The organism is Serratia sp. CY56464, from assembly GCF_052168435.1.
Taxonomy (GTDB): Bacteria; Pseudomonadota; Gammaproteobacteria; order Enterobacterales; family Enterobacteriaceae; genus Serratia; species Serratia marcescens.
This window is the reverse complement of record NZ_JBJNMV010000001.1, coordinates 1070791-1089442: the sequence shown is the minus strand read 5'-3', so window position 1 is coordinate 1089442 and position 18652 is coordinate 1070791. Positions and strand designations below refer to the sequence as shown.

The 18652-nt window shown below is 59.9% G+C and carries 17 protein-coding genes; 15 read left to right on the top strand and 2 right to left on the bottom strand.

Translation table 11 applies throughout. The features are described 5' to 3' along the window. Positions 1-12: 12 nt before the first annotated feature. From ACJ8KE_RS05385 to uspE, 12 genes are all read left to right on the top strand, one after another. Positions 13-954, top strand: coding sequence for a carbohydrate ABC transporter permease (locus tag ACJ8KE_RS05385; RefSeq protein WP_117286767.1), 942 nt, complete (start codon positions 13-15; stop codon positions 952-954). Between the two features lie 10 nt (positions 955-964). Then, a complete protein-coding gene (locus ACJ8KE_RS05380) occupies positions 965-1783 on the top strand; it encodes a carbohydrate ABC transporter permease (RefSeq protein WP_016927600.1) in 819 nt (272 codons plus the stop codon). A 21-nt stretch (positions 1784-1804) separates the two neighbouring features. Next, on the top strand, positions 1805-2917 hold the full coding sequence (locus tag ACJ8KE_RS05375) for an ABC transporter ATP-binding protein (protein WP_016927599.1): 1113 nt from the start codon (positions 1805-1807) through the stop codon (positions 2915-2917). 20 nt (positions 2918-2937) lie between these two features. Next, positions 2938-4221, top strand: coding sequence for a Gfo/Idh/MocA family protein (locus ACJ8KE_RS05370; protein WP_016927598.1), 1284 nt, complete (start codon positions 2938-2940; stop codon positions 4219-4221). A gap of 18 nt (positions 4222-4239) precedes the next feature. Further along, the gene (locus ACJ8KE_RS05365; protein WP_049299361.1) at positions 4240-5145 is read left to right on the top strand and encodes an ROK family protein; all 906 of its coding nucleotides are present in this window, start codon (positions 4240-4242) and stop codon (positions 5143-5145) included. Between the two features lie 332 nt (positions 5146-5477). Beyond that, the gene (gene agaR / locus ACJ8KE_RS05360; protein WP_016927596.1) at positions 5478-6248 is read left to right on the top strand and encodes a transcriptional repressor AgaR; all 771 of its coding nucleotides are present in this window, start codon (positions 5478-5480) and stop codon (positions 6246-6248) included. Positions 6249-6274: 26 nt separating this feature from the next. Then, positions 6275-7441, top strand: a complete 1167-nt coding sequence (locus tag ACJ8KE_RS05355; protein ID WP_442517148.1) for an SIS domain-containing protein — start codon at positions 6275-6277, stop codon at positions 7439-7441. Between the two features lie 9 nt (positions 7442-7450). Continuing rightward, positions 7451-8305, top strand: a complete 855-nt coding sequence (locus ACJ8KE_RS05350) for a tagatose bisphosphate family class II aldolase (RefSeq protein ID WP_016927594.1) — start codon at positions 7451-7453, stop codon at positions 8303-8305. A gap of 306 nt (positions 8306-8611) precedes the next feature. Beyond that, positions 8612-8923 (top strand): hypothetical protein, encoded by a 312-nt coding sequence (locus ACJ8KE_RS05345; protein ID WP_016927593.1) that lies wholly within the window; start codon positions 8612-8614, stop codon positions 8921-8923. 219 nt (positions 8924-9142) lie between these two features. Beyond that, positions 9143-9667, top strand: coding sequence for a methylated-DNA--[protein]-cysteine S-methyltransferase (gene ogt / locus ACJ8KE_RS05340; RefSeq protein WP_004938274.1), 525 nt, complete (start codon positions 9143-9145; stop codon positions 9665-9667). A 280-nt stretch (positions 9668-9947) separates the two neighbouring features. Next, entirely contained in the window at positions 9948-10712 is a 765-nt protein-coding gene (locus tag ACJ8KE_RS05335; RefSeq protein ID WP_004938278.1) for an FNR family transcription factor, read from the top strand. 126 nt (positions 10713-10838) lie between these two features. Beyond that, a complete protein-coding gene (gene uspE / locus ACJ8KE_RS05330) occupies positions 10839-11801 on the top strand; it encodes a universal stress protein UspE (RefSeq protein WP_004938281.1) in 963 nt (320 codons plus the stop codon). 55 nt (positions 11802-11856) lie between these two features. On the opposite strand, the gene pntB is transcribed toward uspE, so the two are convergent. After that, positions 11857-13251, bottom strand: a complete 1395-nt coding sequence (gene pntB, locus ACJ8KE_RS05325; protein WP_028127446.1) for a Re/Si-specific NAD(P)(+) transhydrogenase subunit beta — start codon at positions 13249-13251, stop codon at positions 11857-11859. 10 nt (positions 13252-13261) lie between these two features. Beyond that, positions 13262-14791, bottom strand: coding sequence for a Re/Si-specific NAD(P)(+) transhydrogenase subunit alpha (gene pntA, locus ACJ8KE_RS05320; RefSeq protein ID WP_028128335.1), 1530 nt, complete (start codon positions 14789-14791; stop codon positions 13262-13264). A gap of 537 nt (positions 14792-15328) precedes the next feature. Here pntA and ydgH point away from each other — a divergent pair. From ydgH to ACJ8KE_RS05305, 3 genes are all read left to right on the top strand, one after another. Then, entirely contained in the window at positions 15329-16279 is a 951-nt protein-coding gene (ydgH, locus tag ACJ8KE_RS05315) for a DUF1471 family protein YdgH (RefSeq protein ID WP_004938291.1), read from the top strand. Between the two features lie 244 nt (positions 16280-16523). Continuing rightward, the gene (locus ACJ8KE_RS05310; RefSeq protein WP_049299367.1) at positions 16524-17915 is read left to right on the top strand and encodes an amino acid permease; all 1392 of its coding nucleotides are present in this window, start codon (positions 16524-16526) and stop codon (positions 17913-17915) included. 214 nt (positions 17916-18129) lie between these two features. After that, positions 18130-18615, top strand: a complete 486-nt coding sequence (locus ACJ8KE_RS05305; RefSeq protein WP_442517147.1) for a hypothetical protein — start codon at positions 18130-18132, stop codon at positions 18613-18615. The last annotated feature ends 37 nt before the right edge of the window (positions 18616-18652 follow it).

The following is an 18652-nucleotide window of genomic DNA, read 5'->3' as shown; positions in this document are numbered from 1 at the left end:
AGGAATGGCAACATGTCGCTGGCAGAAACGGCTACGGTCACCCTGAAACACCCCCGGCGCACCACCCGTCCCGCGCTCAATCGGCTCGAACGCGCCGAGCGCTTCTGGGGCTGGGTGATGATCCTGCCGCTGTTGTTGGGGGTGACGGTGTTTTACCTGATCCCCTTCTTGCAAAACATCTTTTACAGCTTTACCGATCTGAACCAATTCATGCGCTGGAGCAGCATCAGCGTCGATAACTATCTCAACCTGTTCGAAGACGACGACTTTTACACCGCCGCCGCCAACACCCTGTTCTACGTGGTGGTCTGCGTGCCGATCAGCCTGAGCCTGTCGCTGCTGCTGGCGATCGGCCTCAACCAGAATATCCGCGGCAAAGGCCTGCTGCGCACCCTGCTGTTCCTGCCGGCGGTCACCATGCCCGCGGCGGTGGCCATGGTGTGGCAATGGCTGTTCAACAAGGACTTCGGCCTGATCAACCAGGCGCTGGGCCTGCTGCACATTGCGCCGGTCGCCTGGCTGTCCGATCCGGACGTGGTGCGCATCAGCGTATCCATCATCATCATCTGGTCGTCGCTGGCGCTGAAGATCATCATTTTGCTGGCCGGACTGCAGAGCATTCCACGCCAGTTGTACGAAGCGGCGGATATCGACGGCATCGGCACCCTGCGGCGCTTCTTCTGCATCACGCTGCCGATGATGGTGCCGACGCTGTTCTTCGTGTCGGTGATGAGCTTTATCGAGATCCTGCAAGTCTTTGACGTGGTGTTCCTGATGTTCGACCGCGCGCTGGTGGAAAACGACGTGATGACCGTCACCAACCTGTTCTACAAGTACGCGTTTTACCTGCAGGAAAAAGGTTACGCCTCCGCCATCACCGTGGTGCTGTTCGCCGTCACGCTGGTGATCTCCCTGATTCAAATGGCGATCGGCAAGCGCCTGAAAGTCAGCTGAGGAGCTGCACATGAACGCAAGCAAGAAAACGCTGGTGTACCTGTTTATGGGGCTGGCGGCGCTGGCCTCGGTGGTGCCCTTTATCTGGATGCTGGTGACCTCGCTGAAAACCCAGGCCGAGAGCATCCAGATCCCGCTGACGCTGCTGCCGGCGCATCCCAGCCTGCAGGCCTACGGCCGGGTGATGCACGAAATCCCGTTCGCCGGTTTTTATCTCAACTCGCTGCTGGCGACCTTCTTCACCGTCAGCCTGCAGATGGCTATCGCCACCCTGGCCGCCTATGGCTTCTCGCGCCTGCATTTTCGCGGCCGCGACGCGGTGTTTCTGGTGTGCGTGTCGATCCTGATGGTGCCCGGCCAGGCGTTTCTGATCCCGCAATTCCTGGTGGTGCAGAAGCTGGGGCTGGTCAACAGCATCACCGGGTTGGTGCTGCCGGGCATTTTCAGCGTTTACGCCACCTTCCTGCTGCGCCAGTTCTTCCTGGCGGTGCCGAAGGAGATGGAGGAAGCGGCGCTGATCGACGGTTACAGCTACTTCGCCATCTTCTGGCGCATCATGCTGCCGCTGATCCGGCCGGGCATTATCGCCTGCGTCATCATCAACGGCCTGTGGAGCTGGAACAACCTGATGTGGCCGCTGATCGTCAATACCACCACCGAGAAGCTGACGCTGCCGGTAGGGCTGGCCTCGCTCTCCAGCCGCGCCGGGGTGGAATACCCGCTGCTGATGGCCGGGGCGCTGATGGCGGTGATCCCGATGCTGATGCTGTTCATTATTTTCCAACGCTATTTCATCCAGGGCATCGCCAGCGCCGGGGTGAAAGGCTAACGCGCAGACAAGGTAAACAACATGGCCGGAATTCAGTTAAACAGCGTTAAAAAAGTGTACCCCAACGGTTTCCACGCGCTGCACGGCGTCGATCTGGACATTGAAGACGGGGAATTTATGGTGTTCGTCGGCCCGTCCGGCTGCGCCAAATCCACCCTGCTGCGGATGATCGCCGGGCTGGAGAGCGTCAGCGAGGGGCAGATCCTGATCCACGATCGCTGCGTCAACGACAGCATGCCGAAGGATCGCGGCGTCGCCATGGTGTTCCAGAACTATGCGCTGTACCCGCACATGACGGTGTACAAGAACATGGCGTTCGGCCTGATCGGCAAAGAGAGCAAGGCGGAGATCGACCGCCGGGTGCGCGACGCGGCGGAAAAGCTGGAGATCACCAATCTGCTGCAGCGCAAGCCGGGCCAGCTCTCCGGCGGCCAGTGCCAGCGGGTGGCTGTCGGCCGCGCCATCGTGCGCAAACCCAAGGTGTTTCTGTTCGATGAGCCGCTGTCCAACCTCGACGCCAAGCTGCGGGTGTCAATGCGCGTGCAGCTGATCGAACTGCACAACCAGCTGAAGCAAGAAGGCGCCGCCGCCACCATGGTGTACGTCACCCACGATCAGGTCGAGGCGATGACCATGGGCGATCGCATTTGCGTGATGAACCGCGGCGCCATCATGCAAGTGGATAAACCAATCAATCTGTACCACCACCCCGCCAACCGTTTCGTCGCCGAGTTTATCGGCAGCCCGTCGATGAATTTGCACGATCTGGCGATCGTGCGCGACGGCCAAACGGTGCGGCTGCGTATCGGCCTGCAGCACCTGCTCGATCTGCCGCCGGCGCTGCAACGGCAATTGGCGGACTACCCGCATGCGCGGGTGTGTCTCGGCATCCGGCCGGAGTCTTTGCGGCTGTGCGCGCCCGGCAGCGCCAACTGTTTCCCGGCGCAGATCGTCACTATCGAGCGCATGGGCAACGAAGAGCTGCTGCACTGCGAACTGGCCGATCTGCGCTTCGTGCTGCGCATGGCGTCGCTGCCGGACTGGGAGCCGCGCCTCGGCGAAAGCATTCATCTGGCATTCGATCTGACGCGCGCGCATTTGTTCGACGAGCTCAGCGGCCAAAACCTCAAATAACAACAGCGGAGTATCCAGCAATGTCGTCAACACAACCCAACAGCTTTGCCCATCGCCCGGTGCGGGTGCTGGTGGTCGGCGCCGGGGCGCGCGGTGAAATCTACTCGCGCTATGCGCTGGCGCATCCCGATTTGATGCAGGTGGTGGCGGTAGCGGAACCGCGCGACGCCTACCGCGAGCCGTTCGTGGCGCAGCATGCCATCGCGCCGGAAAACGTCTTCACCGACTGGCGTCAGGCCGCCGACGCCGGCAAGCTGGCCGACGCGGTGCTGATCTGCACCCAGGATCAGATGCACCTGGAACCGGCGCTGGCCTTCGCCCGCCAGGGCTACGCCATGCTGCTGGAAAAACCGCTGTCGCCGGACGCCGATGAGTGCCGCGCCATCGTCGCCGAAGTGACGCGCCAACGGCTGATCTTCTCGGTCGGCCACGTGCTGCGTTACACCCGCTATACCCAAAAGCTCAAACAGTTGCTGCGCGACGGCGCGATCGGCGACATCGTCAGCCTGCAACATTTGGAACCGGTCGGCTACTGGCATCAGGCGCACTCCTTCGTGCGCGGCAACTGGCGCAACGATCGGCAGGCCGCCTTTATGCTGCTGCAGAAATCCTGCCACGACATCGACTGGATCCGCTACGTGATGGAGCAACCCTGTGAACAGGTCAGCTCCTTCGGCAACCTGCGCCACTTCCGCCAGGAAAACCAACCGGCGGGCGCGGCGGACAACTGCCTGGATTGCGCGGTAGAGGCAAACTGCCCCTATTCCGCCAAACGCATCTATCTGGGCGACGATCACAAGGCCACGCCCGGTTTTCTGCGCGTGCTGACGCCGGAACCCGACCAGACGACCCTGCGGGCGGCGCTGCGCGACGGGCCTTACGGCCGCTGCGTCTACCGCTGCGACAATAACGTGGTCGACCATCAGGTGGTCAACATGCAGTTCGCCGGCGGCCGCACCGCGTCGTTCACCATGACGGCCTTTACCCGCCACGAAGATCGTCACACCCGCATCTTTGGCAGCCGCGGCTGCCTGGAAGGCGACGGCCGCCATATCCGCATCACCTCGTTCCTCGACGACGGCGAAACGCATTACGACACCGACGCCGGCCAGGATCTGCACGCCATGGCCGGCCACGGCGGCGGCGACTACTTCCTGATGCAGCACTTTATCGCGGCCATTCGCGCCAACGATCCGAGCCAGGTGCTGGCCGGCCCGGCGGAAGCGCTGGAGAGCCACCTGATGGTGTTTGCCGCCGAACGCGCCCGCCGCGAGGCGGCGGTGATCGCCCTGAGTGGAGCCTAAAGCATGGCCACGACAGAGATGCGTTACGGCTTCGACATCGGCGGCACCAAAATTGAAATGGCCGCTTACGATCGCCGGCTCAATCAGGTGCTGCTCCAGCGGGTGCGCACCCCAACCGGCGATTACGGCGAGTTCGTGGCCTGCATCGCCGGGCTGGTCGAGCAGGCGGATCGCGAACTGCACACGCGCGGCAGCATCGGCATCGGTTTGCCGGGGATCACCGATCCCGTCAGCCGCCGCCAGTTGGCGGTCAACGTGCCCTGCCTGACCGGCCATTGTCTGGCGGATGATTTGACGCAGGCGCTGGCGCGACCGATCGCTATTGAGAACGACTGCCGCTGCTTCGCGCTGTCGGAAGCCAGCACGCCGCAAACCGCGCACCTGCCGCTGGTGTTCGGCGCCATCATCGGCACCGGCGCCGGCGGCGGCCTGGTGGTGAACCGGCAACTGCACAAGGGGCGCAGCGGCGTGGCGGGCGAATGGGGCCATATGCCAATCTCGGCCCAGCTGGCGCAGCGTTACGATCTGCCGCTGTTCGGCTGCAACTGCGGGCTGACCGGCTGCTTTGAACGCTACGTCTCCGGCAGCGGGCTGCTGGCGCTGAGCCGCCATTTCGCCCATCCGGCCGCTGACGTGCCGGCGCTGGTCGCCTGCTATCGTGCCGGTGATGCGCTCGCGCAGCGGCTGATGACCATCTACGTCGACATCCTGGCCAGCGCGCTGGCCGGCTTACAGCTGCTGCTGGACGTTGATGCCTTCGTGCTGGGCGGTGGATTGTCCAACGTCGGCGAGCTTTACCGGCTGTTGCCGCCGGCGATGCGGCGCTGGCTGCTGCCGGGCATGGAGCCGGCGGCGGTGTTCCCGCCGGTGCACGGTGACAGCAGCGGCGTGCGCGGCGCAGCGCTTTTACGCGCGCCGGCATAAAAAAACAGTGAAAGCCCGGAGATTGTCGAGCGATCGCTGCGGCTTTCGGCATCGACGGACTGAATGAATAAGCGCTGGGAATTGGCGACTGAAAAATAACGAATTTGCCGTTTTCACTTTGCGTTAACACTGCTTTCGGTTGCCGCCCAACCGAAAGCAAAACCAAATATAACCAACTGATAGATATAGATATTTTAAAATTAATCGATTGCATTTCAGTGTTTCGTTTGCTGTAATTCGCCACGAACAACTGAAAGCGCTCCGGTCGGTATCGCTGCGGCTTATTAAGCCGCGGTCGGGCACGGCTACAGGTAAATCAGGAGTCTGCGTTAATGATCAATACCGCAAAACGCCGGGAATTAATTATCGACCAGCTGTGTCGCGAGGGCACGGTGCGCGTGGAGCAGCTCAGCCAGCAGTTTTCGGTGTCCAGCGTCACCATCCGCAGCGATCTGCGCCAGCTGGAAAAACACGGCTGCGCGGTGCGCGCCTACGGCGGCGCCATGTTGAACAAACAGTTCGCCTTCGACCGCCCGTTGCAGGACAAGGGCCGCATCAATCGCGACGTCAAACACGCCATCGCCTGCGCGGCCGCGGCGCTGATTGAAGACGGCGACGCCGTCATCCTCGACTCCGGCTCCACCACCAGCCAAATGGCGCCGCAGCTGGCGGGGAAAAAGGATCTGGTGGTGATGACCAACGCGCTCAACATCGCCTTCGAACTGGCCAACAACGAGGAGATCGACCTGATGGTGGTCGGCGGCAGCGTGCGCCGCAAAGCCTGGTCGCTGTACGGCCCCGCCGCCGAACAGCAGCTGCGCCAGTATCGGTTCGACAAGCTTTTTCTCGGCGTCGACGGCTTCGATCTCGCGAGCGGCATCACCACGCCGGATCCGGGCGAAGCGCAGCTGAACCGGGTGATGTGCGAGGTGGCGCGCGAAGTGATCGCCCTCGCCGACGCCAGCAAATTCGGCCGCACCAGCTTTTGCATGATCCGCGACATCGGCCAGATCCACCGCCTGGTCACCGACAGCCGCATTCCGGAACACTATCTGCAGGCGCTGCACCATTTAGGGATCGACGTGATTATCGCCGACCGTTAACCGAGGCTTTTTAAGGAGCTGTCATCATGAACGCGTATTTCTCTTACGAGGCGAATTGGCTGAAGCAGCGCAACGCCTGGCATACCGCCGCAGAAATTTGGCAACAGCCGGATTTGTGGGCGGCGCTGCACCGCCAACTGCAGGATCAACAGGCGCAGTGGCAACCGTTCCTGGCGCCGTTGCTGGCTAATCCGCGCCTGCAAATCGTCTTGTGCGGCGCAGGCAGCTCGGCATTTGCCGGCCGCGCCCTGGCCCCCTGGCTGCGCGAACGCACCGGCCGCGACGTGGTGGCTTACGGCACCACCGATATCGTCGCCAACCCGCTGCAGTATCTTGACCCTGATCGGCCGACGCTGCTGGTTTCCTTCGCCCGTTCGGGCAACAGCCCGGAAAGCGTGGCGACGGTGGAGCTGGCCGATCAATTGCTGCCGGAAAGCTATCATCTGATGCTGGTGTGCAACCCGGACAGCCGGCTGGCGCAGTACGCGCATCAGCGTGGTAACGTCTGTTCGCTGGTGATGCCGCAAGGCGCCAACGATCAGAGCTTCGCCATGACCTCCAGCTTCAGCTGCATGATGCTGAGCGCCGCGCTGCTGCTCGGCCCGGCTTCGCTCGAGGCCGCCCAGGCGCCGTTGAACGCCATGGTGCAGCGCTGCCGCGCACTGCGCGAAACGCTGCAGCCGCAGGTGAAGGCGCTGGCCGCCAGCGGTTTCTGCCGCTATATCACCCTCGGCGGCAGCTGTTTTACCGGCCTCGCCGAAGAGGCCTCGCTCAAGATGCTGGAGTTGACCGCCGGCCGCATCGTTACGCGCTACGACTCGCCGCTCGGCCTGCGCCATGGCCCGAAATTCATGGTCGACGGCCAGACGTTGGTGGTGCTGATGTTCTCCCACAACGACTATGCCCGCCAGTATGACCGCGATCTGTGGAACGAGCTGCAGCGCGATGGGCAGGCGATGCAGCTGGTCGGGTTGACTGGCGAACGCCAACCTCTGTCCGATGCCCTGCTGCATATGCACGATGCGGCTGACGATATCTGGCTGCTGTTCCCGTATCTGCTGTTCAGCCAGATGCTGGCCTTCGAGAGTTCGCTGGCGCTGGGGCTGACCCCGGATAACCCCTGCCCGACCGGCGAGGTCAACCGGGTGGTGAAAGGCGTGACGATTTACCGTTTTCCTTCCCCCGAGCTGTAAGGAGATCCCATGTATCTGATAGCCAACCGAGACATGCTGCTCAAGGCGCAGCGCCAGGGTTACGCCGTTCCGGCGTTTAACGTCCACAATCTGGAAACCGTGCAGGTGGTGGCGGAGACCGCCGCCGAGCTGCGCTCGCCGGTGATCATGGCCGGCACGCCCGGCACCTTCAGCTATGCCGGCACCGACTACCTGATCGGCATTTGCCAATCGGCCGCGCACCGCTACGATCTGCCGCTGGCGCTGCATCTGGATCATCACGAAGCGCTGGACGACATCGAGTATAAGGTGAAAAGCGGCATCCGTTCGGTGATGATCGACGGCTCCCATTTGCCGTTCGAGCAGAATATCGCCAAGGTGGCCGCCGCAGTAGTCCTGTGCCACCGCTACGGCGCCAGCGTGGAGGCGGAGCTGGGCCGCCTGGGCGGGCAGGAAGACGATCTGATCGTCGATACGGCGGACAGCTTTTATACCGATCCGGCCGCGGCACGCGAGTTTGTCGCCGCCACCGGCATCGATTCACTGGCGGTGGCGATCGGTTCCGCCCACGGCCTGTATCACGGCGAACCGAAGTTGGACTTCGAGCGCCTGGCGCTGATCCGCGAACAGGTGGACGTGCCGTTGGTGCTGCACGGCGCCTCCGGCATTCCGGAAGCGATGGTCAAGCGCGCGATCTCGCTCGGCGTTTGCAAGGTCAACGTCGCCACCGAATTGAAAATCGCCTTCGCCGATGCGGTAAAAAGCTACTTTTCGCAGCACCCGGACGCCAACGATCCGCGCAAGTACATCGTCCCCGGCAAGCTGGCGATGAAAGAAGTGGTGGCGGAAAAGATCCGCATTTGCGGCAGCAGCGGCATGCTGTAACCCCGCTCTCGCCCCCGTTGCTGCGGCCGCGCAACGGGGGCGAAAACGGCCGCCATTGCCCGAATTTCCTGAGAGAACGATCACAGCCTGCTATCCCGCCCGCGCCTCAAATCATTAACCAGTCTTCACTATGATCCAAATCATGGTTTTACTCATCCTACCTCCCTATTATCAAATTCATTGAATGCGGGCAGTAGGATTTTTGCCCATTCGTTTTTATTTCGCCAGGCGAAATGGCTTATTTGATGAAAACAAGCGCGCTTGTTTTTTTAATTGGCAGTGTTTTTACTCTGAAAGGAACAGCATATGAACCATTACTTAGCCGTATTAAGCGCATTGGTCATTCTGCCCTTCGCTCTGCAAGCAAAACCGCTTTCCGGCAGTCAGGTCGCCTCCGGCGTCGTGCGCTTCACCGGCGCCATTACCACGCCGGCCTGCACCGTCAAACATCAGGATGAAAAGCTTATCTCCAGCTGCTTCGGTAAAGTGACGGAATATCAGAACGGGTATATATCCTCTTCGTTAACAGAGATGCCAAAAGAATTAGTTTCTGCCGTCAGCAGTGAGATGGTGAATAACGACCCCCATTTAAAGCGCGTGACTATCAGCTATAAGTAACCGCAAAGCGGCACTGCCTGCTTAAATAATAAACAAGGTACGACTCGTCTTGATGAATTATAAATTTATTTTATAAATTTATCGCACAATAACTCCCCGCCTTACCGTAAGCCGGCTATTCGGGCAACCCTGCGGTTGCCCATCAGCATGTCCGAAATCCGCCATCGTCTCCCTCCGTTTCATGCGATAATCGCCACACTAAACCGAGGAGTGATCCAGATGCAGACTTTTTTGATTGATCGTACCGCTACGCCGGTGGGTGAACTGGTGCTGATTGCCGATGAACAGGGGCGCCTGCGGGCGATCGACTGGACCGATCACGAAGCGCGCCTGATGAAGCTGCTGAACACCCACTACCGCGCCGATCGCTTCACTCTGCGCGAGCAGCGCGATCCCAGCGGGCTGACCGACGCCATGCAACGCTATTTCGCCGGGGAACTGAGCATTATCGATCGGTTGCCGGTGATGACCGCCGGCACCGAGTTCCAGCGCACCGTGTGGCAACAGCTGCGCCAAATCCCCTGCGGCGAGATCCTGACCTACGGCCAGCTGGCGCAACGTATCGGCCGTCCGACCGCCTCGCGCGCGGTCGGCATGGCCAACGGTTCAAATCCGATCAGCATCGTGGTGCCCTGTCACCGAGTGATCGGTTCGCAGGGCGCGCTGACCGGCTATGCCGGCGGCGTACAGCGCAAGCAATGGCTGCTGCAGCATGAAGGCTACCTGCCGAAAAGTTTGCTGTAGCCGCTGCGATCGGCTTAAGCAGCGCCATTGTTTGGCGCTGCTTAATAAAGCACATTGCCCAACGCCGCGCTCGTGCCCGCTGGGCACTATTAATAACCTGTGTGAATAAAACGCATAAGTCACAAATAATACTCATAACTTCAGTCCGATACAGAATAATCGGCGGCATGTGTGCGCAAAATTCGCACACAATACCCCTATTCATGCTAATGCCACCCTTATCAGCTGCAGCAAAAGATGTTAAAATTGACTCATATCAATTATTGAATGAGCGTAATCTATGATCCCGGAAAAACGCGTGATTCGTCGTATCCAGTCTGGTGGTTGTGCGATCCATTGCCAGGACTGCAGCATCAGCCAGCTGTGCATTCCTTTCACCCTCAATGCTCACGAGCTGGACCAGCTCGACAACATTATCGAGAGGAAGAAGCCCATCCAGAAAGGCCAGACCTTGTTCAAGGCCGGCGACGAGCTAAAATCGCTGTACGCGATCCGTTCCGGGACCATTAAAAGCTACACCATCACCGAGCAAGGCGATGAGCAGATCACCGGCTTCCACCTGGCGGGCGACCTGGTGGGCTTCGACGCCATCGGTGGCCTGAAGCACCCGAGCTTCGCTCAGGCTCTGGAAACCTCGATGGTGTGCGAGATCCCGTTCGAGACCCTCGACGATCTGTCCGGCAAAATGCCGAACCTGCGTCAGCAGATCATGCGGTTGATGAGCGGCGAGATCAAAGGCGACCAGGACATGATCCTGCTGCTGTCGAAGAAAAACGCCGAAGAGCGCCTGGCGGCGTTCGTTTACAACCTGTCACGCCGCTTTGCGGAGCGCGGCTTCTCACCGCGCGAGTTTCGTTTGACCATGACCCGCGGCGACATCGGCAACTACCTTGGGCTGACGGTGGAAACCATCAGCCGCCTGCTGGGGCGCTTCCAGAAAAGCGAAATCCTCAGCGTGAAAGGCAAATACATCACCATTGAAAACGCCGACGCGCTGTCGGTGCTGGCCGGTACGCCGCGCATCAACGTGACCGTCAACGCCTGATTCCCCCGCCGGATCACCATTTCACCGAAATTGTTGATCCGGCACGCTTCCGTTGTTGTTCTGTTTTTCAATGTTGGGTTACTCTGTAAATTAACAGACTGTTGATTTCAGCTGTAAGGAGGCCCTATGGCGAAGTATCAGAATCTTCTGGTGGCTATTGACCCCAATCAGGACGATCAGCCGGCATTGCGCCGCGCCGTGTACCTGGTAAAACGGAACGGCGGGCGCATCAAGGCCTTCCTGCCCATCTATGACTTCTCTTACGAAATGACGACCCTGCTCTCCCCGGATGAAAGAACGGCGATGCGGCAAGGTGTGATCAGCCAACGCGCCGCCTGGATCAACGAGCAGTGTCGCTTCTATCTCAACGACGGCGTGCCGATCGAAATCAAAGTGGTTTGGCATAACCGCCCCTTCGAAGCCATCATTCAGGAAGTGCTTTCCGGCCAACATGACCTGCTGCTGAAAATGGCGCACCAACACGATCGGTTAGAGTCGGTGATCTTTACCCCCACCGACTGGCACCTGCTGCGCAAATGCCCTTGCCCGGTGTGGATGGTGAAAGACCAGCCCTGGCCGGAAGGCGGCAAGGCGCTGGTGGCGGTCAACCTGGCCAGCGAGGAACCCTATCACGACCCGCTCAATATCAAACTGGTGCAAGAAACCGTCGAACTGGCGCAAAACGTCAACCAGACCGAGGTTCACCTGGTCGGCGCCTATCCCGTTACCCCGATCAACATCGCCATCGAATTGCCCGACTTCGACCCGAGCGTCTACAACGACGCCATTCGCGGCCAGCATCTGATCGCCATGAAGGCGCTGCGGCAGAAATTCTGCATTAAGGAAGAGTTCACCCACGTGGAAAAAGGCCTGCCGGAAGAGGTAATCCCCGATCTGGCCGAACATCTGCAGGCCGGCGTGGTGGTGCTGGGCACCCTGGGCCGCACCGGCATTTCAGCCGCCTTTATCGGCAACACCGCGGAACATGTGATCGATCATCTGAAATGTGACCTGCTGGTGATTAAACCGGAAAACTTCAACTGCCCGATCGAGGCGGATGAAGATGACGAGCATGACGACGAAGATTAACCTTCGCGCATAAAAAACGGGCCGCTAAGCGGCCCGTTTTTTTGGTTGCCCAATTTTACTTCTGCAGCGCCCGCAGAATCGCCTCCACGCTGTCTTTGGCGTCGCCGAACAGCATCTGGGTGTTCTCCTTGAAGAACAGCGGGTTCTGCACGCCGGCATAGCCGGTGTTCATCGAGCGTTTGAACGCGATTACGTTCTGCGCTTTCCACACTTCCAATACCGGCATGCCGGCGATCGGGCTGCGCGGATCTTCCAGCGCCGCCGGGTTCACCGTGTCGTTGGCGCCGATCACCAGCACGGTGTCGGTATCCGGGAAATCGTCGTTGATTTCATCCATCTCCAGCACCACGTCGTACGGCACCTTCGCCTCCGCCAGCAGCACGTTCATGTGGCCCGGCAAGCGCCCCGCGACCGGGTGAATGCCGAAACGCACCTTTACGCCGCGCGCCCGCAGTTTTTCGGTGATTTCCGCCACCGGATACTGCGCCTGCGCCACCGCCATGCCGTAGCCAGGGGTGATGATCACCGACGTGGAGTTCTTCAGCTGCTCGGCCACCTCTTCCGCCGTGGTTTCACGGTATTCGCCCATCTCTTCGGCGTCGCCGGTGGAAGAACCGTCGCTGCCGAAACCACCGGCGATCACGCTGATAAACGAACGGTTCATCGCCTTGCACATGATGTAAGACAGTATCGCCCCCGAAGAGCCCACCAGCGCGCCGGTGACGATCAGCAGATCGTTGCTCAGCATGAAGCCCGCCGCGGCGGCCGCCCACCCCGAGTAAGAGTTGAGCATCGACACCACCACCGGCATGTCGGCGCCGCCGATCGAGGCGACCAGATGCCAGCCGAACGCCAGCGCGATCGCCGTCATCAGCAACAGCGTTACCACCTGCCAGCCCACGCTGTCGGTGCGCACGAACGCCACCAGCAACAAGAACGAGATCACCAGCGCCGCCAGGTTCAGCTTGTGGCGATTCGGCAGCATCAGCGGTTTGGAAGAAATGATGCCGCGCAGCTTGCCGAAGGCGACGATCGACCCGGTGAAGGTCACCGCACCGATAAAGACGCCGAGGAACACTTCGGTCAGATGGATATTCGCCATCACCGGCTCCATCGGCCCGCCATGATCCAGGTAGCTGTTGAAGCCGACCAGCACCGCCGCCAGACCAACGAAACTGTGCAGCACCGCCACCAGCTCCGGCATTTCGGTCATCTCGACCTTCTTGGCCAAATAGACGCCGATCGAGCCGCCGATGATCATGGCGATGATGATCCAGCCGACGTTGCCGGAATCCGGCCCCAAGATGGTGGCGATCAGCGCGATCGCCATGCCGGCGACGCCGAACAGGTTGCCCTGCTTCGACGTTTCATGACGCGACAGGCCCGCCAGGCTGAAAATAAACAAAATAGCGGCAACAATGTATGCAGCTGTAACCAATCCTCCAGACATTTGTTACCCCTTAGTTCTTGCGGAACATCTTCAGCATGCGCTGAGTGACGGTGAATCCACCAAAAATGTTGATGCTGGCGATCAGCACGGCGATAAAGGAGAGGAAACTCACCCAGCCGCCATGACCGATCTGCAGCAGCGCACCGACCACGATAATCCCTGAGATCGCGTTGGTGACCGACATCAACGGGGTATGCAGCGCATGGCTGACGTTCCAGACCACGTAGTAACCGACCACGCAGGCCAGCGCGAACACGGTAAAGTGCGACAGGAACTCTTTCGGCGCCGCGTCCGCCAGCCAGCCGAACAGCAGGATCGCCAGAGCCATCAGGCCATACTTCAGCCACGGCGAGGTCGGTTTGGCTTCGGGTTTGGCGGCCGGTGCGGCGGCGGGCGCCGCTTTCGGCTGGGCGGAGACCTGGATCGGCGGCGCCGGCCAGGTGATTTCACCGCTGCGCACCACGGTAACGCCGCGGATCACCGTATCGTCGAAATCGATGTCAATCTCGCCGTTTTTCTCTTTCGACAGCAGCTTCAACAGATTGACCAGGTTGGTGCCGTACAGCTGCGAAGATTGGGTCGGCAAGCGGCTCGGCAGATCGGTATAGCCGATGATTTTCACGCCGTTGTCGGTCACGGTAATGGTGTCGGCCACGGTCAGTTCGCAGTTGCCGCCGGTTTGCGCCGCCAGATCGACGATCACGCTGCCCGGCTTCATCGACGCCACCATCTCTTTGGTGATGAGCTTCGGCGCCGGTTTGCCCGGGATCAGCGCGGTGGTGACGATGATATCGACCTCCGCCGCCTGTGCGGCGAACAGCGCCATCTCGGCCTTGATAAAGGCTTCGGACATCACTTTGGCGTAACCGTCGCCGCTGCCCGCTTCCTCTTCAAAATCCAGCTCGAGGAATTCCGCGCCCATGCTCTGCACCTGCTCTTTCACCTCCGGGCGGGTGTCGAAGGCGCGCACGATGGCGCCGAGGCTGCCCGCAGCGCCGATCGCCGCCAGGCCGGCCACGCCGGCGCCGATGATCATCACTTTGGCCGGCGGCACTTTGCCGGCGGCGGTGATCTGGCCGGTGAAGAAGCGGCCGAACTCATGCGCCGCTTCGACGATCGCGCGGTAGCCGGCGATGTTGGCCATCGAGCTCAGCGCGTCCATCGACTGGGCGCGCGAGATGCGCGGCACCGAGTCCATCGCCAGCGCGGTGACGTTGCGCGCCGCCAGCTTGGCCATCAATTCGGGGTTTTGCGCCGGCCAGATAAAGCTGACCAGCGTGCTGCCTTCGCGCATCAAGGCGATCTCGTCGTCTTGCGGCGCGTTGACTTTCAGGATCAGATCCGACTGCCACACTTCGTTTTCGTCGACCAGCGCCGCGCCGGCGGCTTCGTAGGCGACGTCCTCAAAACTGGCCAGTTTGCCCGCCCCGCGTTCAATCGCGACGGTAAAACCCAGCTTCAGCAGTTGTTCCACCGTTTTCGGCGTGGCTGCGACCCGGGCTTCATTGGCCAACCGCTCTCTTGGTACACCAATACGCATAATGTTCCCTTCTCACCTGTCTTGGATGATGTTTATTATTTTCCTGCCCATAGCACGGCGCCGCCGGCGGGCGAAGCGTTAACTTGCCCGCACTGATTTCAGACGCCAACTATAACCTACTGAAAATAAGGTCGATGATCCATAATTGCTTACGCATTCAGCTCTGTTTTTACATAAAAACGCCGCGCGTGATATGACAAATCGCAATTTACTGTGAAAAAATCCATACAGAACAGCGTATTCTGCGTGGCAAGAGGTTTACGCCCGGCGTAACGAATTATGGCCATGCGCGGCGGAAAAGCATAAAAGTTATCATTTTGTGAATAATTAACATTAATGACACCCAAGCCGTTATTATGGAAACTTATGACGGTGGCGCCATCCGTGCGACCCGCGTCACCGTCACCGATTTGTCGCACGGGATAACATAAAATGCTGAGACAGTTTTCAGAATTACATGTAATAATCGACGGCTGAATTACACTTAAACAGTTCAGTACGTTATAAACGTTAATGCGCTAGGCGAAAGGATTTTTTATGAAGCTGAAGACCACGATCATCGCGTCAGCCTTGTTATCACTCACCGCGCTGTCTGCTCATGCGGCGCAAGAGTTAACTCCTGAGAAAGCAGCGGCGCTGAAGCCGTTTGATCGCATCACGATTACCGGCCGCTTCAATGCCATCAATGAAGCCGTCGACGCCGTATCCCGCCGTGCAGACAAACTGGGTGCCGATTCCTTCTATATCCAGGACAGCAACAACAGCAACAACGGCGGCAACTGGCGCGTCACCGCAGACCTTTATCATAAAGATGCGCCAGAAGTGAGCAAAACACCAAAATACCGCGTATTTAACGGCGTGAATGAACTGCCTAAAGAGGAAGCCTACCTGCTGGAGCCTTACGATACCGTGAGCGTCAGCGGCTTCTACCGCAGCCAGCCGGACATCAACGACGCCATCTCCAAAGAAGCGAAGAAAAAAGGCGCTGCATCCTTCTTCATCGTGCGCCAGGTTGACGCCAACTCCGGCGGCAACCAGTTCGTCACCGCCTATATCTATAAGGCCGATGCGCCGAAACGCCGCGTGCAGAGCCCGGACGCCATTCCGGCCGATTCTGACGCCGGCCGCGCCGCGCTGGCCGCCGGCGGCGCCGCAGCCGCGAAAGTCGAAATCCCTGGCGTCGCATCTTCCGGTTCGCCAAGCCGCGAAGTGGGCCGTTTCTTCGAAACCCAGTCCTCTACCGGCCAACGCTATACCGTCACGCTGCCTAACGGCACCAAGATCCAGGAAGTGAACAACGTGACCGCCGCGCAGATGGTGCCGTTCGATTCCGTCACCTTCACCGGCCACTTCAACAGCATGACCGATGTCTCCACCGAAGTGGCGAAACGCGCGGCTGAGAAAGGCGCCAAGTACTACCACGTCACCCGCCAGTGGCAGAACAAGAGCGGCGGCAACCTGACCGTCAGCGCCGATCTGTTCAAATAAAACCCGTTTTTAGGTTTACCATCGGGCAGCCCTTGAGCTGCCCGTTTTTATTGCCGCTTTTTCCATCGCGCGTTGAATAGTTTTTTGTAAATTCCGCATATTCAATCATTGCATCTCTAATCATCCCTCCGTAGAATTTGCGCCAATTTTTAGGGCTATTGTCTATTCGCGCAGTGGTTGTTAATACATTGTTGCAGCCAAGCAGTTCCCTTCCAGTTGTTTATTCTGCGTTCAGGATCCGTCATTGGAAAAAAAACTCGGTCTTACCGCGCTAACCGCTTTGGTGCTCAGCTCGATGCTGGGCGCCGGCGTGTTCAGTCTGCCGCAAAACATGGCGCAGGTCGCCAGCCCCGCCGCGCTGCTGCTGGGTTGGGGGATCACCGGCGTCGGCATTCTGTTCTTAGCATTCGCCATGCTGTTGCTTACGCGTTTGCGTCCGGATCTCGACGGCGGCATCTTCACCTACGCCAAAGAAGGATTCGGCGAACTGGTGGGCTTCTGCTCCGCCTGGGGTTACTGGCTGTGCGCCGTGATCGCCAACGTCTCGTATCTGGTGATCGTGTTCGCGGCGCTGAGCATTTTCACCGATCGCGGCGGCAACGTTATCCTCGGTGACGGCAATACCTGGCAGGCGCTGATCGCCGAATCCGCCCTGCTGTGGATCGTGCACGCGCTGGTGCTGCGCGGCGTGCAAACCGCCGCCAGCATCAATCTGGCGGCCACCCTCGCCAAGCTGTTGCCGCTGGGAATGTTCGCCGTTCTGGCGGCGATCGCCTTTAAAATGGACGTGTTCACACTGGATTTCAACGGCGTCGCCCTCGGCAAACCGGTGTGGGAACAGGTCAAGGACACCATGCTGATCACCCTATGGGTGTTTATCGGCGTGGAGGGCGCGGTGGTTGTTTCCGCTCGCGCCCGCAATAAGAAAGACGTGGGCCGCGCCACTATGCTGGCGGTGCTGTCGGCGCTGGCGGTGTATCTGATGGTCACGCTGCTGTCGCTGGGCGTGGTGCCGCGCAGCGAACTGGCCGAGATGCGCAATCCGTCGATGGCGGTGCTGATGGTAGAACTGATCGGCCCGTGGGGAGACGTGCTCATCGCCGCCGGCCTGATCGTTTCCGTGTGCGGCGCCTACCTGAGCTGGACCATCATGGCGGCGGAAGTGCCGCTGCTGGCCGCGCAGCACGGCGCGTTTCCGCGCGTGTTCGGCAAGCAGAACCGCCATCACGCCCCGTCCTCTTCGCTGTGGCTGACCAACATCGCGGTGCAGCTGGCGCTGGTGCTTATCTGGCTGACCGGCAGCAACTACAACTCGCTGTTGACCATCGCGTCAGAGATGATCCTGGTGCCTTACTTCCTGGTCGGCGCGTTTCTGTTCAAGGTGGCTTACCGCCGCCGCGACAAGCGCCTGATCTTCGCCGCCTCCGGCGCCTGCGTCTATGGCCTGTGGCTGCTGTATGCTTCCGGGCTGATGCACCTGCTGATGTCGGTGCTGCTGTATGCGCCAGGGCTGTTGGTGTTCATGTATGCCCGCCGCGGCCATCGGGATATCAATCTGCTCAATCGCCTGGAAAAAAGCAGCATCTTCTTGCTGCTGGTGGCCACGCTGCCTGCCGGCTGGTTTATGTTGCACTAAAATCGCCTGCCCATGCGGCTGCCCGTCAGCCGCATTTCGTTTCCTCGCCCTTCCTCTTACCCCGCTCCCCGTTATTGATTCGTCAGAGGCTCCGCTTGCGATCTTAAATGCAATTAATTATCATTATCATCCAAGCATTAACGGTAAGACACAAGTGCCCCGCCGAGAGGCGTCAGGAGGCGGGTTTGGACAGGCTGAAAATGGAAGGCATTTCATGGCTGAAAAACTGCTGCACGCATTACCCTTGTTTGCCGCTTGGGAAGCACTGATCGCCAAGGGCAACACGGCATTCAATCAGCGGCGCGATCGCCTGGCGATGATGCACTATCAGCAGGCGCTGGGCGTCGCTCAGGCGATCATCGACGAGAAACCCTGGCTGAATGTGGAATATGCCGCCAGAGTTAACGCACTGAATATTTTCGAGTCTGCCCTGGCCGCGTTGATCGTTACATTCAACAACATTACCCATCTGCGCCTGCGGCAAACGCCCCTCCGCGGCGTTGAGCCGCATGTGCATCAGGCTCGGCTCGCCATCGAACAGGTGATGGACGATACCTCGCTGTGTGAACAAATGCAGCAGGCCGCCGAGCGGCACCTGCTGCGCTTTCGAATAGAAACGCTGCAGGTGCTGCGCGAACATCGGCTGCCGGAAACCGGCAGCTGCGCGCCTGCTGGCAACCATTCCGCCACCGTGCATTAAAACGACACAACGCCCTGAGGAGGGTAATCCGCCAATG

What these genes read in the sequence shown, in the direction of transcription:
- ACJ8KE_RS05305 (WP_442517147.1), top strand. Translation starts at nt 18,130, where the DNA reads ATGGCTGAAAAACTGCTGCACGCATTACCCTTGTTTGCCGCTTGGGAA.
- ACJ8KE_RS05370 (WP_016927598.1), top strand. Translation starts at nt 2,938, where the DNA reads ATGTCGTCAACACAACCCAACAGCTTTGCCCATCGCCCGGTGCGGGTG.
- agaR (WP_016927596.1), top strand. Translation starts at nt 5,478, where the DNA reads ATGATCAATACCGCAAAACGCCGGGAATTAATTATCGACCAGCTGTGT.
- ACJ8KE_RS05380 (WP_016927600.1), top strand. Translation starts at nt 965, where the DNA reads ATGAACGCAAGCAAGAAAACGCTGGTGTACCTGTTTATGGGGCTGGCG.
- uspE (WP_004938281.1), top strand. Translation starts at nt 10,839, where the DNA reads ATGGCGAAGTATCAGAATCTTCTGGTGGCTATTGACCCCAATCAGGAC.
- pntA (WP_028128335.1), bottom strand. Translation starts at nt 14,791, where the DNA reads ATGCGTATTGGTGTACCAAGAGAGCGGTTGGCCAATGAAGCCCGGGTC.
- ACJ8KE_RS05365 (WP_049299361.1), top strand. Translation starts at nt 4,240, where the DNA reads ATGCGTTACGGCTTCGACATCGGCGGCACCAAAATTGAAATGGCCGCT.
- pntB (WP_028127446.1), bottom strand. Translation starts at nt 13,251, where the DNA reads ATGTCTGGAGGATTGGTTACAGCTGCATACATTGTTGCCGCTATTTTG.
- ACJ8KE_RS05345 (WP_016927593.1), top strand. Translation starts at nt 8,612, where the DNA reads ATGAACCATTACTTAGCCGTATTAAGCGCATTGGTCATTCTGCCCTTC.
- ACJ8KE_RS05385 (WP_117286767.1), top strand. Translation starts at nt 13, where the DNA reads ATGTCGCTGGCAGAAACGGCTACGGTCACCCTGAAACACCCCCGGCGC.
- ACJ8KE_RS05335 (WP_004938278.1), top strand. Translation starts at nt 9,948, where the DNA reads ATGATCCCGGAAAAACGCGTGATTCGTCGTATCCAGTCTGGTGGTTGT.
- ACJ8KE_RS05350 (WP_016927594.1), top strand. Translation starts at nt 7,451, where the DNA reads ATGTATCTGATAGCCAACCGAGACATGCTGCTCAAGGCGCAGCGCCAG.
- ydgH (WP_004938291.1), top strand. Translation starts at nt 15,329, where the DNA reads ATGAAGCTGAAGACCACGATCATCGCGTCAGCCTTGTTATCACTCACC.
- ogt (WP_004938274.1), top strand. Translation starts at nt 9,143, where the DNA reads ATGCAGACTTTTTTGATTGATCGTACCGCTACGCCGGTGGGTGAACTG.
- ACJ8KE_RS05355 (WP_442517148.1), top strand. Translation starts at nt 6,275, where the DNA reads ATGAACGCGTATTTCTCTTACGAGGCGAATTGGCTGAAGCAGCGCAAC.
- ACJ8KE_RS05375 (WP_016927599.1), top strand. Translation starts at nt 1,805, where the DNA reads ATGGCCGGAATTCAGTTAAACAGCGTTAAAAAAGTGTACCCCAACGGT.